Here is a 14,539-nt window from a genome sequence, read left to right on the forward strand (position 1 = left end):
AGAGAGGGATGGCCCAATTCAGAACAAAAACAGAACTGACTTTCGCTCGCGCGAAGCGATTTTTCAGGATGCGTCCGCCCGAATCTGACGTACAAGACAAGCGTTTGGGTCGGTCGATCTCACGGGAGACGCGAAATGCCTTTTTCTTTTTCCCCGGCGGCTTTCTGGCCGGTGGTCATGCTCGTATGCTCCAATGTTTTCATGACCTTCGCGTGGTATGGCCACCTGAAGTTTCGAGGGGCGCCGTTATTGGTCGTCGTCATTGTCAGCTGGGGCATTGCCTTTTTCGAATACTGCCTTGCCGTTCCCGCCAACCGCATCGGCGCGGCTGTTTATTCCACGGCCCAGCTCAAGACGATTCAGGAAGTGATCACGCTCACCGTGTTTACCGGTTTTTCCGTGTTCTGGCTCAAGGAATCCCTGACCTTCAACCATCTGATCGGTTTTGCTCTGATCGCTGCCGGCGCGGCCTTCATATTCCGGGCCTGATCGTCTTCGATGCCGCAGCGTCCGGGCGGGCCGATTGTGCTGGCCCGGACGCTTCAGTTCCTGAGCACGACATAGGCACGGATGAAGCCGTCATAGAGCATGCGGCCGCGCCAGAGGGCAAACGGCCAGACCCACCAGACGAACAGTACCAGAAGCGTGGCGGCGTTGAGCACGAGGATGTCGGCAATGGCGCGCTGGTCGGTTCCCACGGTCTCGAGCAGGGCGACGGCCTCGGAAACGGAGGCGGGCTTCGGCGCGTTGGCGGCAATGGCAAACTGGAAAAGGTTGTTGGCGATCAGAGGCCAGAATTTGAGATATTCCCGCGTGACGGCCTTGCCCGGCGAGAGCGGCGGCGGGTCCCTGGCCAGCGCGTCCGTGGTGACGCGGAGCGCCATCAGCCGCTTGCCGGGCGTCCAGCCGAGGAAGATCGTCGACAGCGCGAGCGCCAGCGGGAAGGCGAGGAGTTGAAGCGTGGAGACGGCGCGCTCGATCAGCGGCGAGGGAAAGACGGGATCGCCATTCCCGTCAAGCTGGACGGCAACCGAACGGGTGAAGGTTCCGCCGTTCTCGCCGGTGCGGGTTTCGGTGACCATGGCCAGGCGCTTTTGCGGCAGGAAGAAACTGTCGACCGTGCAGGACTGCGCGCTCATCTCCGTATCGGCGCCTTCCTCAAGCGGCCAGCTCCGTTCGATCTCGGCAAAGACCGGAAGGCTTCTGTCCGCCGGCTGGCAGATGCGGGTGTGGAAGAAGGAACTGGCGACGCCGTCCCTCAGCCCTGGACTCGCCAATGCCAGCGCGCCGACCGCGAAGGTCGCGAGAACGCCGAAGATGAGAAAATCGACGAGCAGCGCCGCCAGCCGGCGCAGGAACAGGCGCGGCGGGCGTTGGGGAGCTGCGTCCTGGTCGGTCATGCTTCACTGTCCGCTTCGCTGATGGATGGCTGCTTCGCTTTCGGCACGGGAGCGGGCCTGCCGCTGTCGTCCATCGCCACCATCACGAACTCGGCGGCCGTCACCTTCTCGCGTCGCGGCCGGTCATGCCGATGAACCCAGGCCTCGACATTGACCGTTATCGAGGTGCGGCCGATCTTCTTGAACTGAGTATAGACGCAGAGCGTATCGCCGATCTTGACCGGCTTTTCGAAGGTGATCGAGTTGACCGCGACGGTGACCGTGCGCATGCCGGCATGTTCCGAGGCGGCAACGAAGGCGCCGAGATCCATCTGCGACATCACCCAGCCGCCGAAAATGTCTCCGGCCGGATTGGCATTCGCCGGCATCGCCACGGTTCTGAGCGTCAGTTCGCCCTTGGGTCTTTCGTCCACTGATTCTTCTCCTCTGACGGCGCATGCCGCAATCTACCCTCCGGCCGGGCCTGCGCAAGAGCCGGCCAGCGCATCGGCCCGAAAATCGGGTCTGATTTTCGGAAAGCACGATGCGTCGATTCAATAGGTTAGAGTATCCGTTTTGCTCAAGCCCTCATTTGCGCCCATTTTCTGTCGTCGCGGATGAGTGCGTTTGCCAGTTCGATAAGCTTTCGCATGATTGCTGTCAGGGCGACTTTGGCGGGTTTTCCGGCGCCTTTCAGCGCCTCGTATTTTGCCCTCATCTGCGTGTTGAAGCGCATGGCGACGAGGGCGGGCATATAGAGGGCGTCGCGCAGGAACTTTCGTCCACCCTGAATGAAGGCCTTGCCGCGCCATTGGCCCGATTGTCGGGTCATGGGCGCCAAACCCGCAAGGCTGGCGATCTGCTTTCGGCCAAGCATGCCGATCTCGGGGCATTCGATCAGGATCGTTGACGCCGTCACCGGACCGATGCCGGGGATGGAGGTGAGGATGTCGCGCTTTCTCGCCTTGCCGTCATCCGCGCGCAGGCGCGTTTCGATCTCGTCCTGGATTGCCGCGAGCTGGCGCTCGATCTGGGCGATGCGCGCCTTTGAGTGCCGCTTCGTCAGGGAAAGCGTTTGCGTCTTGATGCGGTTGAGCAGCCGTGTGCGGTCCCTGACGAGAGCGGTGCGCTCGATCTGCAACTCCTTGAGTTCATGATCGGTTTCCTCCACTGGCGGGTCTGGCTGAAGGTCAAATGCATCCCCCATCAGCGCCAGCATGCGCGCATCGACGCGATCGGTCTTGGCGCGGCTGCCGCGTGCCTGGGCAAACCGTCGCGCCTGCAGCGGGTTGACCTTGACGAGCGGAAGATCAGAAGCGAGCGCGCATTCAAAGGCGCCGTGATAAGGACCGGTAGCCTCATAGACAATCCGGCTGATCGGGCTATCGCCAAGCCATCGCCGCAGGTCGTCAAAGCCTGCCTGTGTGTTGGCGAAAGCCCGATGCGCCCTGTCACTCAGGCGAAAGGCGTCGAGACGGCCTTTTGAAATATCGATACCGATGCTATCATTCATCATCTTCGCGTGTCCTATGCTTGTCATGCAGAGCCCAAAAGCTGCTGCGTATCCGTTCAGGCCTTGAGCGAAGACGGTGGCCGATCACACTCTAACACGGTCCATGTTCCTTGCGGTTCATGACCAACCCCCTACCGATCCGACCACCGCCACTGACCGCCGCGTGGAAGGCGGCTGTCAGTGGCTCTTCTTCGCAGAAAAGCCGGGAAAAATCATAAGACAAGCGCCCTGCGTCCGAATGGACGCACAAAGGACGCTCTAATGAGAAGCGCGGCGCGGCAAAGCTTTTGTTTACATATGTCTGTTTTACTCGCTCCCAGGTTTCAACCCTGGGCACGATGAACGGTATGGCGTCTTTTTCTCATCTGCGAAACGCGGCTTCCCTGACGGCTGTCTCCCTGGTCCTTGCCGGTTGCTCGATCGGCGGATTGATGACGTCGTTTTCGGTCGATACCAGCCCCAAGGATACCCAGGTGGTGACCCGCAGCGAGGCGGCCAGGGCGCAGCCTTCCGCCGTGGCTTCCGCGACTGCGCAGCAGCCTTCCGCCGCCGCGCTTGCGCAGGCAGATCCGCCGCCTGAGAGCATCGAGCAGTTGATCGCCGAGACGGAGACCTCCGCCGGCCTGCCGATCGACAGCTATCTCGGTTTCAACGAAAGCCAGGACAAGGCCGATGTCGCCGCGATTGCGGACGCGGAGGCGAAAACCGCCGAAGCGCAGACGGCGGCGGCCGGGGGGCCGGGCATCGACCCGATCAACACGGCTTCGCTTCTGCCGCACGTCGAACCCGGCGTGGGACCTGACGCAGGGCAGGGGGGCGCGGCCGAGCCGAAACAGAACCGCATACCGGGCCTGATGCCGCTGGCTGAACGGCAATGCCGCAGCGAGCTCAACGCCATGGGCGTCACCTTCTCCGAAGTCGAGGCGATCGCGGCCGGAAGCCAGTGCGGCATTGCCTATCCGGTCAAGCTGCAGAAACTGCCGGGCAATATCGCGATCTCGCCGGATGTCACCGTTAATTGCGAGACCGCGCTCGCCTTTGCCCAGTGGGTCCAGAACGACGTGGCGCCTGCGGTGCGCGTGCGTTATCTCACCGGCCTGAAATCGATCGAAACAATGGGCGGCTATTCCTGTCGCCGTGTGAACAACGGCACCAATTCGCGCACCATGTCCGAGCATTCGAAGGGCAATGCCATCGATGTCGGCGGCTTCACGCTCAATACCGGCAAGGCGATCGACGTTTCTCCCAAGGGGTTCTTCGCCTTCCGGGAGAAGGGGCTTTTGAAATCCGTCCGCGCCAGCGGCTGCGCGTATTTCAGCACGGTGCTCGGACCAGGCTATCCCAAGCACGATGACCACTTTCACTTTGATTTGAAGCAGCGCTCGTCCGGCAGGACCTACTGCAACTGATCGCCTCGCTGCCGCAGGCGGGCCGGTAACGGTCCGAAGGCCGGGCAGGCGCGTCTTCCCCCGCAATCACCCTGCGTTTCATCGCAAGCTCCAGAGACGTAACGTTTCGCGCAAGAATGCGTAACGTTACGTTACGTGTCGTGTCGACAGGCGGCAGCGTGCCCTGCGCACAAGGCGTGATGTTCGAGAATGTTCGATTTCTCGCCCTTAGGTTGTTCTTCGTCTTGCTTGGGATTGCTTGCGAGCAGGGCCGTCGGAGAATGCAGACCGGAGCGCGCGGCGGCGCGGAATTTTTTCTTAATGACAAGGCCTGAAGATCGGCATTAAGATCGGATCAGTCTCAGGGAGCTTGAAACGGTTGCGGTACATACAGATATGAACGTCAACGAAGACCGGTGTACGCGGCCCAGAATTTGAAGGACGGACGGAGTTAATAGGAATGATCGCGATGTCGATCCGGATGCAGAACGACCCTTCCAAGAACGGGGGCAATCCGAACCGCGGAACGGCGGTGATCGCGCGCACCAAGCCCAAGACGAAGAAACCCAGCCTCTACCGGGTTCTCCTGTTGAATGATGACTACACACCAATGGAGTTTGTAATCCATATTCTGGAGCGTTTCTTCCAGAAGGATCGCGAGGCGGCGACCCGCATCATGCTGAACGTCCACAATAACGGCGTCGGCGAATGCGGGGTCTTTACCTATGAGGTGGCGGAGACCAAGGTCAGCCAGGTCATGGATTTTGCGCGTCAGCACCAACACCCATTGCAATGTGTCATGGAAAAGAAGTGAGGATCTGATCGTGCCAACATTCTCTCCCAGTCTCGAAAAGGCGCTGCATCAGGCTCTAACCTATGCAAATGACCGGCACCATGAATACGCGACGCTGGAGCACCTGCTCCTGGCGCTGATCGATGATGGAGATGCCGCCGCCGTCATGGGTGCCTGCAATGTCGACCTCGACGCCCTGCGCAAGACGGTCACCGAATATGTCGACACCGAGCTTGCAAATCTGGTGACCGGTTACGACGAGGATTCCAAGCCGACCTCCGGCTTTCAGCGCGTCATCCAGCGCGCGGTGATCCACGTCCAGTCCTCCGGTCGCGAAGAGGTGACGGGCGCCAATGTGCTTGTCGCCATCTTTGCCGAACGCGAAAGCCATGCGGCCTATTTCCTGCAGCAGCAGGAAATGACCCGCTATGATGCTGTCAACTATATCTCGCACGGGATCGGCAAGCGGCCGGGCTCGTCGGAAATCCGTACCCCGCGCGGCGCCAGTTCCGAAAACGAGGATACCGACGGCGCGGCGCAGCAGGCCGAGGAAAACGGGCGCAAGCAGCCCGACGCGCTGAAGGCCTACTGCGTCAATCTCAACGAAAAGGCGATGGGCGGCAAGATCGACCCGCTGATCGGACGCGATGCCGAGGTCAACAGGACCATCCAGGTTCTGTGCCGCCGCTCGAAGAACAACCCGCTCTATGTCGGCGACCCCGGCGTCGGCAAGACGGCGATCGCCGAGGGGCTGGCCAAGCGCATCGTCGAGGGCAAGGTGCCCGAGGCGCTGATCGATGCCACGATTTTCTCCCTCGACATGGGCACGCTGCTCGCCGGCACCCGCTATCGCGGCGACTTCGAGGAGCGGCTGAAGCAGGTGGTCAAGGAACTCGAGGAATATGAGGGCGCCGTGCTCTTCATCGACGAGATCCATACCGTGATCGGCGCCGGCGCAACATCCGGCGGCGCGATGGATGCATCGAACCTGCTGAAACCGGCGCTCTCTTCGGGCGCGATCCGCTGCATCGGCTCGACCACCTACAAGGAGTACCGCCAGTTCTTCGAAAAGGATCGCGCGCTGGTGCGCCGGTTCCAGAAGATCGATGTCAACGAACCGTCCGTGGACGATGCCATCGCGATCATGAAGGGGCTGAAGCCCTATTTCGAGGAATACCACAATCTGCGCTATACCAACGATGCCATCAAGGCGGCGGTGGAACTGTCGGCGCGCTACATCTCGGATCGCAAGCTGCCGGACAAGGCCATTGACGTGATCGACGAGAGCGGCGCGGCGCAGATGCTGCTTCCCGTCTCGCGCCGGCGCAAGATGATCACCGAAAAGGAGATCGAGGCAACCGTTGCCACCATGGCCCGCATCCCGCCGAAGTCGGTGTCCAAGGACGACGAGCAGGTGCTTGCCAATCTCGAGCAGGAACTGCGCTCGGTGGTCTATGGCCAGGACAAGGCGATCGACGCGCTTGCAACCTCGATCAAGCTTGCCCGCGCGGGACTTCGCGAGCCCAACAAGCCGATCGGCTCCTATATCTTCTCCGGCCCCACGGGCGTCGGCAAGACCGAGGTATCGAAGCAGCTTGCCTCCTCGCTCGGCGTCGAGCTTCTGCGGTTCGATATGTCGGAATATATGGAGCGGCACACGGTGTCCCGCCTTCTGGGCGCTCCTCCCGGCTATGTCGGCTTCGACCAGGGCGGCCTTCTGACCGATGGCGTCGACCAGCATCCCCATTGCGTGGTGCTCCTGGACGAGATCGAGAAGGCGCATCCGGATATCTACAATATCCTGCTGCAGGTGATGGACCACGGTTCGCTGACCGACCATAACGGCAAGAAGATCGACTTCCGCAACGTGATCCTGATCATGACGACCAATGCGGGGGCTGCCGAAATGTCGAAGTCGGCGATCGGCTTCGGGTCTTCGCGGCGCACCGGCGATGACGAAGAGGCGCTGAACCGCATCTTCACGCCGGAATTCCGCAACCGCCTGGATGCCATCATCCCGTTTGCGCCGCTGCCGACGGAGGTCATCCATCAGGTCGTGCAAAAATTCGTCATGCAGCTCGAATCGCAGCTTTCGGAACGCAACGTCACCTTCGAACTGGAGGACAGGGCGGTCGAATGGCTGGCCTCGCGCGGCTATGACGAGAAGATGGGCGCCCGTCCGCTCTCGCGCGTCATTCAGGAACATATCAAGAAGCCGCTCGCCAACGAGATCCTGTTCGGCAAGCTCAAGAAGGGCGGCGTTGTCCGCGTCGACGTGAAGACGGACGAGGACGGCGGGCAAGAACTGACGCTCGATGCCATTCCGGACTCAACGCCGGTCAAGCCGTCCGAACTGAAGTCGGACGGGCCGAAGGGCAAGGCCGGCAGGAAGGGCTCGAAGTCCAGCAAGTCCGCCGCCGACAGCTGAGCGGCGTGCACATCACGAGCTATGGAAACGCCGGGCCCTTCGCCCGGCGTTTTCCGTAGGACCTTGTCGAAAAGACGTCGCGCCGTGCGCCGCGCGTATCGGTATCGCGAATGCGGGCTCCGACTTTCGATTTGGCGCGAGCGCCGATCATGATAAAATCCCCCCATGACGACGACACCCGGATTTCAGCGCTGGCGGCACAGCGCGCCGAAAGCTGAAACGCACATCGTCTTTCCCGACGGTTGCCGTGATCTGCTGGTCCTTCGCCCGCCTTGCGCGCCTGTTCGGGTTCTCGTGACCGAGCTTGATTTCCTGCCGCGCCGGGCCGCCCTTGATTCCGGCGTCGAAATCGAAGGGTTTCGTCTTCGTCCGGGCGCGACGATCTCGCCCATGGCGTTGGAGGCGATTGCCGCGTCGCCCGAATGCGTCGAGACGATCCTCGGAGACGAATGCCAGAGGCGCGACAGCCTGGACGACGTGATCATGGCGTTGAGCGAGCCGGGCGCCACTGTCCTGTCGGCGTCCAAACGCCTCGGCATATCAGTGCGCACGCTGCAACGGTCTTTTCTCGGCCGCGCCCTGCCTCCGCCCGATTTCTGGCGGCTGCTGGCCCGTGCCAGGCGTGCCGTCGGAATGCTGCGGTCGGAGATGTCCCTTGCCGAAATCGCCGATGCCTGTGGCTTCAGCGACCAGGCGCATATGACGCGTGACCTGACGCGATGGTTCGGCGTGACGCCGGCGGGGTTGCGCCGGCGCCAGCCTACGCTCGCACTGCTCTGTCAGCCGGCGCTCGGCAACTGGACCGGCGAGCAGATTTCAACGAGATAGCCATTCGGATCGCAGACATAGGAGGTCGTCTGGCCCCAGGGTTCGTGACGCACCTCCTGCACGGGTCTTGCGCCGGCGGCGAGCGCGCGATCGAAGCCGGATCGGACGTCATCGGTCTCGAAAGCGATTTCGAAGACCGGAGATTCGGGACGGGGCTTGCCCGGCGTCTTGCCAAGTTCGCGCATCAGCCGGGTGGAGGAAAAGGCGAGCTTCGTCTCGCCGGTGGCGAGCTCGCCATAGTCTCCCGATTCATGCAGGAAGCTCCGCTTCATGTCGAAGGCGCGCTCGTAAAAGTCCAGCGTTTCGGCGACGTTGTCGACGTAAAGGATCGTGTATCTCAGGATCATGATGGTTCTCCGGTTGGGTGGTTCCGAAGACCATTCTGCGCCGGGCGGCTGCCTCTGTCTTGAAAGATCACGACACAAGCGCGTTTGCGTCAGGAGGAGATAGGGAACCACGCGCGCCGGTCAGCTCTGTCGCCGGTGTGGGCGGGCGCCAACAGGGTGAAAGGCGGAACAGATCTAGAGCGCCGTGCGTCCATTCGGACGCACAAAGGACGCTCTAACCTATTTTATCTACGCATCGTGCTTTCCGAAAATCGATTCCGATTTTCGGAAAGCACGATGCGCTAGAAGTTTTTCGCGATGCCGAGGCCGCCATAGGTCAGGCCGCTGTTGGGGCTTGCGAGTTCCGCGTTGGAGGAATGGCGCACGGTGGCGGTGATGCTCCAGCTGTCGTCGAGGTCGACGCCGAAGGCGATATACTCGTGAAACAGCAGGTGGGAGCCGATGCCCGGGCCGCGGCCGCCATATTCATCAAGGCTGCCATTGGAAAGGGCGCCGCCGAAACCGATATCGATGAAGGTTGGGCCGGCAACCGGGAACTTCCAGCTTGCGCCGGCCATGATCTGCGATGATTCCTCCGCCGTCGAGATGCTGGCGCTCAGAAAGAAACGAGGATGCAGGAACTTGTCGAAGCCTTCCCGGCCTTCGCTGTGGAGCGGGTCGAAGAACAGGCTGGGAATGAGGAAGACGCCCTTCTCGAAATCGGAATTTGAGCCGAGCGAGGCGGCGACTTCAAACCGGGCCTCGTCGAAAATGCTGTCTTCGACAACCGGGGACGGGCCTGCGGGAGCCCCGGCATCCGCCGCGAAAGCAGATCCCGCGCCCAAGGCCAGACAGGCCATCAGGCCGGCGGGCCTGAGAAACGATAGTAAAGTCATGCGTATTTCCAATCGGCAAGCAATCCCCGATCGCCTGGAAGACGGACCGGATTTCAGACTGCATTACTGACGATTCCATTCTCAACGTCAAGCTTAACTACGACTGATTGACGGGTCAGGAAGCGAAGAGTCTCAGGCTGTGGCGATCATGTCGAGGGCGGACTCGAACAACCGCCTGCCGTCCGTTCCGCCGTGGGCCGGTTCGATCAGGTTTTCCGGATGCGGCATCATGCCCAGCACATTGCCCTGTTCATTGACCAGTCCCGCGATGTCGTTGATCGAACCGTTGGGATTGGTGTTCTCCGCATAGCGGAACACCACCTGGTTGTTGTCCTCGATGCGGGCGAGTTCGTCGGCCTCGGCAAAGTAGTTGCCGTCGTGGTGGGCGACCGGGCAGTTGATGATTTCGCCGGCCTGGTAGGCCGCGGTGAAGGCGGTGCGGTTGTTGGAAACCTGGAGCCGGACCTGGCGGCAGACGAATTTGAGCGAGGCATTGCGCATCAGCGCGCCGGGCAAAAGGCCGGCCTCGAGCAGGATCTGGAAGCCGTTGCACACGCCGATGACGCGCACGCCGGCGCGGGCCTTTTCCGCGACCGCGCGCATGACCGGCATGCGGGCTGCGATCGCCCCGCAGCGCAGATAGTCGCCATAGGAAAAGCCGCCGGGAATGATGATCAGGTCGGCTTCCGGCAGTTCGGTCTCGGTCTGCCAGACGGTCACCGGGTCATGGCCGGATATGGTGCGGATCGCGGCGAACATGTCGCGATCGCGGTTGAGGCCGGGAAGCTGGATCAATGCGGTTTTCATGGCGTTCGTTCTCTTGCTTTCGCTCAGGCCTGGGTCAGCTCGATCGCGTAGTTCTCGATCACCATATTGGCCAGAAGCTTCTCGCACATGGCGGCGACATCGGCCTCGGCCTTGGCGCGGTCGTCGGTGTCCAGCGCAAGGTCGAAGACCTTGCCCTGGCGCGCGGCGGACAGGCCGTCAAATCCAAGACCGTGCAGGGCACCCTCGATCGCCTTTCCCTGCGGATCGAGAACGCCGTTCTTCAAGGTAACGATGACGCGTGCATTGATCACTGGTTCAATCCTCAATCTGCTATTTGACAAGCACCGGGCCGGCGGCGCGGGCGGGTTCGTTCTCGTTCATGATGCCCAGCCGGCGGGCAATTTCGGAGTGGGCATTGCCGGCAGCCTCGCCGCGCGCGTCGAGGTCCATCCGACGGCGCGTCTGCAGGTCGATGAGACGGCAGGAATCCGGAGAGATCTCGTCCGCCAGGATGATGCGCATCATGTCGCCCTCGAACAGGCGGCCGCATTCGATCTTGAAATCGACAAGCTGCATGCCGGCGCCGAGAAACAGGCCAGACAGAAAATCGTTGATGCGGATCGCAAGCGCCACCATGTCGTCGAGCTCCGGCGGCACGGCCCAGCCGAAGGCGGTAATGTGCTCTTCTGTCACCAGCGGGTTGTCGAGTTCGTCCGATTTCAGCGAGAACTCGACGATGGAGCGGGGAAGGGGCGTGCCCTCCTCGATGCCGAGCCGGCGCGAAAGCGACCCGGCCGCGATATTGCGGACGGTCAGGATAAGCGGAATCATCTCCACCTCGCGCACGAGCTGCTCGCGCATGTTGAGGCGGCGGATGAAATGGGTGGGAATGCCGATCGCGTTCAAATGGCTGAAGACATATTCGGAGATGCGGTTGTTGAGCACGCCCTTGCCGTCTATGACCTCACCGGTGATGCCCGGCTCGGCATCATCCTTGAAGAACTGGATCAGCGTTCCGGGCTCGGGGCCTTCATAGAGTATCTTGCCCTTGCCTTCAAAAACCCGGCGGCGACGATTCATTTTTTGTCTCGTATCGTTGGCGTGGCTTTGGCCCACGCGTTATTTCTGTCTCTCTCGCTGGAATAGCGAAGTCGTGCGGCTTTCTCAATCAAAACCAAGCGTTTTTCAAGGCATTTGCTTCCAAGGGTTGGGGGAGCGGCATCCTCGGAGCGGATTTCATCTTGGATTTTAAACGATCTTATTAAAATAGTTAAATCTGACTGCTTTTCAAATGTCAGTTTTGAAGCCATTCTCATGTCCAGAGGAAACGGCCGCCGCGGTGCGGCAAGAGGGAGGTGGACATGTCCGGATCGATCTTCACCGATCGCGAGCGTGCCTTCGAGGCAGCCTATGTGCAGCAGGAAGCCGCGCGCTTTCGCGTGATCGCGCGGCGCAACCGGATGCTTGCCGCCTGGGCGGCGGACCTTCTCGGGCGCGATGATCTCGAAATCTACGCAAGCGAAGTGATCGCGGCTGATTTCACCCATGCCGGCCATGACGACGTGTTGAAGAAGCTGATGCGCGACTTCGCCGAGGGGGGCGTCAATATTGACGAGGAGACGGTGCGGACGAAGATGCAGGCCCTGCTGCAGGCTGCCAGCCGGCAGAGCGAGCAGATCTGAGTCTCAGAGGAGATCCCCGCCAAGCAGCATCACCTCAAGCGGGGCGCCGGGTCGCACCGCATCGTCTGCGGGCGGGCGGATGATCAGGCAATCGGCGTCGGCCAGGGTGGCGATCAGTGACGAATCCTGGCTCTCGCAGGCAGCGACGCTTTTTTTGCCCCGATCGGTGAAACGGGCGCGCATATAGTGGCGACGCGGCCCGTTGGGTCCGATCGCCTCCGCGGCGAAGGCCCGGCGAAGGCGATTGCGGGCGGGAAGCGCAGCGAGGCGACGGATGAGCGGTTCGGCGAAGATCAGCGCGCAGACATAGGCCGAGACGGGATTGCCGGGCAGGCCGAGCACCTTCATGTCGCCGAGATTGCCGACCATGAGCGGTTTGCCCGGCCGCATGGCAATCTTCCAGAAATCGAGCGACATGCCCAAAGACTGCAAGGTCGGGCCGACGAGATCCCGATCGCCGACGGACGCACCGCCGATGGTGATCAGGACATCCGCCCCCCATTGGCGCGCGCGCTCGACCGCAGCCTCGATCGCGGCCGCGTTATCACGGGCGATGCCGAGGTCGCGGGTCTCGCCGCCGTTTTCGCGGGCGAGCGATTGCAGCGCAATCCCCGCCGAAGCTGAAATCTGGCCCGGGCCGGGCATTTCTCCCGGCGGCACAAGCTCGTCCCCGGTGGCCAGCACGGCGATCTTCGGACGGCGATGGACGGGCAGCGTCCCGTGGCCGCCGGCGGCGGCGAGAGAGAGGCTGCGCGCGTCAAGCAGACGGCCTTCAGCGAGCAGAACCTGTCCTTCGTGAAAATCCTGCCCGGCGGCGCGGATATTGGCGTTTTTCGCCACGGGCTCCGTGATGCGGATACGGTCGCCCATGACCTCCGTATTCTCCTGGATCACCACACTGTCGGCGCCGGGCGGCAGCGGCGCGCCGGTGAAAATGCGGATCGCGGTTGCGGGGGCGACGGATATCTCCGGCGTCTCTCCGGCGGCAACCGTGCCGATCACCGAGAGCGTCGCGCCGGTTGTGGCGTCGTCGGACCGGACCGCGTAGCCGTCCATGGCCGAGGCGCTGAAGGGCGGCTGGGTGATGCGCGAGAGCAGATCTTCGGCCAGCACGCGACCGTCGGCCTCGACCAGATCGCAGGTTTCCCTATCCGGGATCGGCAATACGCCGTCCAGCAGGATAGCGAGCGCCTCGTCAACGGGCAGAAGCGAGCCGGCCATGATCTATGCCTCCGATCGTTTGTAGTCGCCGCTCGCGCCGCCGGACTTCTCCACGAGGCGGATCGCGCCGATTTCCATCTCCCGGTCGGCCGCCTTTGCCATGTCGTAGATCGTCAGGCAGGCAACTGAAACGGCCGTCAGCGCCTCCATCTCGACGCCGGTCTTTCCGGTAAGCCGGGTCGTGGCCGTAACGCGCAGGCCGGGCAGGGCGGTATCGGCTACGATATCGACCGCGATCCTGGTGAGCATCAGCGGGTGGCAGAGCGGAATGAGGTTGGCGGTCTGCTTGGCGCCCATGATCCCGGCAAGGCGCGCGGTGGCGATCACGTCACCCTTCTTCGCATTGCCGTTTTCGATCAGCGCGAGCGTCTCGGGCTTCATGCGCACGAAACCTTCTGCCGTGGCCGTCCGCACTGTCTCGTCCTTGCCGCCGACATCGACCATATTGGCCGAGCCGTCGGCCGCGATATGGGTCAGGTTTGTGGGCCTGCCGCTCATCGCGCCGGAAGCTCCGCGCCAGTGCCGGTCAGAAGCGCGCGCGTGGCACCGATAATATCGTCCTGTCGCATCAGACTTTCGCCCACGAGGAAGGTGGTGATGCCGCTCTTTTTCAGACGCAGACAATCGTCATGGACGAAGATGCCGCTTTCTCCGACGAGCAGCCGGTCGTCCGGCACCATCTTGACGAGGCGTTCGCTGGTCTCGAGCGTAACCTCAAAATTCCTGAGATTACGGTTATTTATACCGATCATCTGAGAGGAAAGCTTAAGCGCACGCGCGCATTCTTCCTCGTTATGGACCTCAAGCAGCGCATCCATGCCGAGTTCGAAGGCGGTCTCTTCCAGCGCGCGCGCCTCGTCATCGGAAAGGCTTGCCATGATGATCAGGATGCAATCGGCGCCCCAGGCACGGGCCTCGTGCACCTGATAGGGCTCGAACATGAAATCCTTGCGCAGCGCTGGCAGGGCGCAGGCATTGCGGGCGGCGGCGAGAAACTCGGGCGCGCCCTGGAAGCTCGGCGTATCGGTGAGCACAGAAAGGCAGGCCGCGCCGCCCGCCTCATAGGCCCTGGCGAAGGCAGGCGGATCGAAATCCGGGCGGATCAGCCCTTTTGAGGGGCTTGCCTTCTTGATCTCGGCGATCAGGCCGAAACGGCCCTCGTTCTGTTTCCGGCGGAGTGCGGCCAGAAAGCCGCGCGGCTTTTCCTGGTCGGCTGCGCGCGCCTTCAGGTCGTCGAGCGAAACCTTCGCCTTGGCGGCGGCGATCTCTTCGCGCTTGTAGGCCTCGATCTTTCGCAGGATATCGGTCATCAGCGGC

At 62.1% G+C, this 14,539-nt stretch carries 18 protein-coding genes; 6 read left to right on the top strand and 12 right to left on the bottom strand.

Annotated elements, in window-relative coordinates:
• Positions 1 to 135: 135 nt before the first annotated feature.
• Positions 136 to 489, top strand: a complete 354-nt coding sequence (locus AZF01_RS09595; RefSeq protein ID WP_024706387.1) for a DMT family protein — start codon at positions 136 to 138, stop codon at positions 487 to 489.
• 53 nt (positions 490 to 542) lie between these two features.
• Here AZF01_RS09595 and AZF01_RS09600 read toward each other — a convergent pair whose 3' ends face one another.
• From AZF01_RS09600 to AZF01_RS09610, 3 genes are all read right to left on the bottom strand, one after another.
• Complete coding sequence (locus AZF01_RS09600; RefSeq protein WP_024706386.1) at positions 543 to 1,400, bottom strand: RDD family protein; 858 nt, start codon at positions 1,398 to 1,400, stop codon at positions 543 to 545.
• Positions 1,397 to 1,768, bottom strand: coding sequence for an acyl-CoA thioesterase (locus AZF01_RS09605; RefSeq protein ID WP_371260697.1), 372 nt, complete (start codon positions 1,766 to 1,768; stop codon positions 1,397 to 1,399). Before AZF01_RS09605 ends, AZF01_RS09600 begins: the two co-directional genes overlap by 4 nt.
• 191 nt (positions 1,769 to 1,959) lie before the next feature.
• Complete coding sequence (locus tag AZF01_RS09610) at positions 1,960 to 2,895, bottom strand: IS110 family transposase (RefSeq protein ID WP_081725874.1); 936 nt, start codon at positions 2,893 to 2,895, stop codon at positions 1,960 to 1,962.
• Between the two features lie 344 nt (positions 2,896 to 3,239).
• Between AZF01_RS09610 and AZF01_RS09615 the strand changes: the two genes are divergently transcribed.
• From AZF01_RS09615 to AZF01_RS09635, 4 genes are all read left to right on the top strand, one after another.
• A complete protein-coding gene (locus AZF01_RS09615) occupies positions 3,240 to 4,301 on the top strand; it encodes an extensin family protein (protein ID WP_024707883.1) in 1,062 nt (353 codons plus the stop codon).
• A gap of 439 nt (positions 4,302 to 4,740) precedes the next feature.
• Positions 4,741 to 5,094, top strand: coding sequence for an ATP-dependent Clp protease adapter ClpS (gene clpS, locus AZF01_RS09625; RefSeq protein ID WP_024707881.1), 354 nt, complete (start codon positions 4,741 to 4,743; stop codon positions 5,092 to 5,094).
• Between the two features lie 10 nt (positions 5,095 to 5,104).
• Positions 5,105 to 7,501, top strand: coding sequence for an ATP-dependent Clp protease ATP-binding subunit ClpA (gene clpA / locus AZF01_RS09630; RefSeq protein ID WP_024707880.1), 2,397 nt, complete (start codon positions 5,105 to 5,107; stop codon positions 7,499 to 7,501).
• Positions 7,502 to 7,666: 165 nt separating this feature from the next.
• Positions 7,667 to 8,329, top strand: a complete 663-nt coding sequence (locus AZF01_RS09635) for a helix-turn-helix domain-containing protein (RefSeq protein WP_024707879.1) — start codon at positions 7,667 to 7,669, stop codon at positions 8,327 to 8,329.
• Here AZF01_RS09635 and AZF01_RS09640 read toward each other — a convergent pair.
• The 6 genes from AZF01_RS09640 to AZF01_RS23970 form a co-directional block, all read right to left on the bottom strand.
• The gene (locus AZF01_RS09640; protein ID WP_024707878.1) at positions 8,281 to 8,676 is read right to left on the bottom strand and encodes a VOC family protein; all 396 of its coding nucleotides are present in this window, start codon (positions 8,674 to 8,676) and stop codon (positions 8,281 to 8,283) included. The two genes, AZF01_RS09635 and AZF01_RS09640, sit on opposite strands and share 49 nt — an antisense overlap.
• A 281-nt stretch (positions 8,677 to 8,957) precedes the next feature.
• Entirely contained in the window at positions 8,958 to 9,551 is a 594-nt protein-coding gene (locus AZF01_RS09645; protein ID WP_081725764.1) for an acyloxyacyl hydrolase, read from the bottom strand.
• Between the two features lie 132 nt (positions 9,552 to 9,683).
• On the bottom strand, positions 9,684 to 10,358 hold the full coding sequence (purQ, locus tag AZF01_RS09650) for a phosphoribosylformylglycinamidine synthase subunit PurQ (protein ID WP_024707876.1): 675 nt from the start codon (positions 10,356 to 10,358) through the stop codon (positions 9,684 to 9,686).
• A 23-nt stretch (positions 10,359 to 10,381) separates the two neighbouring features.
• Positions 10,382 to 10,630 carry a phosphoribosylformylglycinamidine synthase subunit PurS gene (gene purS, locus AZF01_RS09655; protein ID WP_024707875.1) on the bottom strand — a complete coding sequence of 83 codons (249 nt, stop codon included), beginning with the start codon at positions 10,628 to 10,630 and terminating at the stop codon, positions 10,382 to 10,384.
• Between the two features lie 19 nt (positions 10,631 to 10,649).
• A complete protein-coding gene (locus tag AZF01_RS09660; protein WP_024707874.1) occupies positions 10,650 to 11,399 on the bottom strand; it encodes a phosphoribosylaminoimidazolesuccinocarboxamide synthase in 750 nt (249 codons plus the stop codon).
• Positions 11,396 to 11,629: a hypothetical protein gene (locus AZF01_RS23970; RefSeq protein WP_152534512.1), complete on the bottom strand. Its 234-nt coding sequence runs from the start codon at positions 11,627 to 11,629 to the stop codon at positions 11,396 to 11,398. The genes AZF01_RS09660 and AZF01_RS23970 overlap by 4 nt, the downstream gene beginning before the upstream one ends.
• 51 nt (positions 11,630 to 11,680) lie before the next feature.
• Here AZF01_RS23970 and AZF01_RS09665 point away from each other — a divergent pair, with 51 nt between their 5' ends.
• A complete protein-coding gene (locus AZF01_RS09665; protein WP_024707873.1) occupies positions 11,681 to 12,001 on the top strand; it encodes a DUF1476 domain-containing protein in 321 nt (106 codons plus the stop codon).
• 3 nt (positions 12,002 to 12,004) lie between these two features.
• On the opposite strand, the gene glp is transcribed toward AZF01_RS09665, so the two are convergent.
• Genes glp through trpC form a run of 3 tightly spaced genes read right to left on the bottom strand, consistent with a single transcriptional unit; the run spans position 12,005 to position 14,535 of the window.
• Positions 12,005 to 13,222, bottom strand: coding sequence for a gephyrin-like molybdotransferase Glp (glp, locus tag AZF01_RS09670; protein ID WP_024707872.1), 1,218 nt, complete (start codon positions 13,220 to 13,222; stop codon positions 12,005 to 12,007).
• A 3-nt stretch (positions 13,223 to 13,225) separates the two neighbouring features.
• Positions 13,226 to 13,720 (bottom strand): cyclic pyranopterin monophosphate synthase MoaC, encoded by a 495-nt coding sequence (gene moaC, locus AZF01_RS09675; protein WP_024707871.1) that lies wholly within the window; start codon positions 13,718 to 13,720, stop codon positions 13,226 to 13,228.
• On the bottom strand, positions 13,717 to 14,535 hold the full coding sequence (trpC, locus tag AZF01_RS09680; RefSeq protein WP_024707870.1) for an indole-3-glycerol phosphate synthase TrpC: 819 nt from the start codon (positions 14,533 to 14,535) through the stop codon (positions 13,717 to 13,719). The genes moaC and trpC overlap by 4 nt, the downstream gene beginning before the upstream one ends.
• Positions 14,536 to 14,539 lie beyond the last annotated feature (4 nt).

This window comes from Martelella sp. AD-3 (genome assembly GCF_001578105.1).
Taxonomy (GTDB): Bacteria; Pseudomonadota; Alphaproteobacteria; order Rhizobiales; family Rhizobiaceae; genus Martelella.

What these genes read in the sequence shown, in the direction of transcription:
- AZF01_RS09595 (WP_024706387.1), top strand. Translation starts at nt 136, where the DNA reads ATGCCTTTTTCTTTTTCCCCGGCGGCTTTCTGGCCGGTGGTCATGCTC.
- AZF01_RS09600 (WP_024706386.1), bottom strand. Translation starts at nt 1,400, where the DNA reads ATGACCGACCAGGACGCAGCTCCCCAACGCCCGCCGCGCCTGTTCCTG.
- AZF01_RS09605 (WP_371260697.1), bottom strand. Translation starts at nt 1,768, where the DNA reads ATGCCGGCGAATGCCAATCCGGCCGGAGACATTTTCGGCGGCTGGGTG.
- AZF01_RS09610 (WP_081725874.1), bottom strand. Translation starts at nt 2,895, where the DNA reads ATGATGAATGATAGCATCGGTATCGATATTTCAAAAGGCCGTCTCGAC.
- AZF01_RS09615 (WP_024707883.1), top strand. Translation starts at nt 3,240, where the DNA reads ATGGCGTCTTTTTCTCATCTGCGAAACGCGGCTTCCCTGACGGCTGTC.
- clpS (WP_024707881.1), top strand. Translation starts at nt 4,741, where the DNA reads ATGATCGCGATGTCGATCCGGATGCAGAACGACCCTTCCAAGAACGGG.
- AZF01_RS09635 (WP_024707879.1), top strand. Translation starts at nt 7,667, where the DNA reads ATGACGACGACACCCGGATTTCAGCGCTGGCGGCACAGCGCGCCGAAA.
- AZF01_RS09640 (WP_024707878.1), bottom strand. Translation starts at nt 8,676, where the DNA reads ATGATCCTGAGATACACGATCCTTTACGTCGACAACGTCGCCGAAACG.
- AZF01_RS09645 (WP_081725764.1), bottom strand. Translation starts at nt 9,551, where the DNA reads ATGACTTTACTATCGTTTCTCAGGCCCGCCGGCCTGATGGCCTGTCTG.
- purQ (WP_024707876.1), bottom strand. Translation starts at nt 10,358, where the DNA reads ATGAAAACCGCATTGATCCAGCTTCCCGGCCTCAACCGCGATCGCGAC.
- AZF01_RS09660 (WP_024707874.1), bottom strand. Translation starts at nt 11,399, where the DNA reads ATGAATCGTCGCCGCCGGGTTTTTGAAGGCAAGGGCAAGATACTCTAT.
- AZF01_RS23970 (WP_152534512.1), bottom strand. Translation starts at nt 11,629, where the DNA reads ATGGCTTCAAAACTGACATTTGAAAAGCAGTCAGATTTAACTATTTTA.
- AZF01_RS09665 (WP_024707873.1), top strand. Translation starts at nt 11,681, where the DNA reads ATGTCCGGATCGATCTTCACCGATCGCGAGCGTGCCTTCGAGGCAGCC.
- glp (WP_024707872.1), bottom strand. Translation starts at nt 13,222, where the DNA reads ATGGCCGGCTCGCTTCTGCCCGTTGACGAGGCGCTCGCTATCCTGCTG.
- moaC (WP_024707871.1), bottom strand. Translation starts at nt 13,720, where the DNA reads ATGAGCGGCAGGCCCACAAACCTGACCCATATCGCGGCCGACGGCTCG.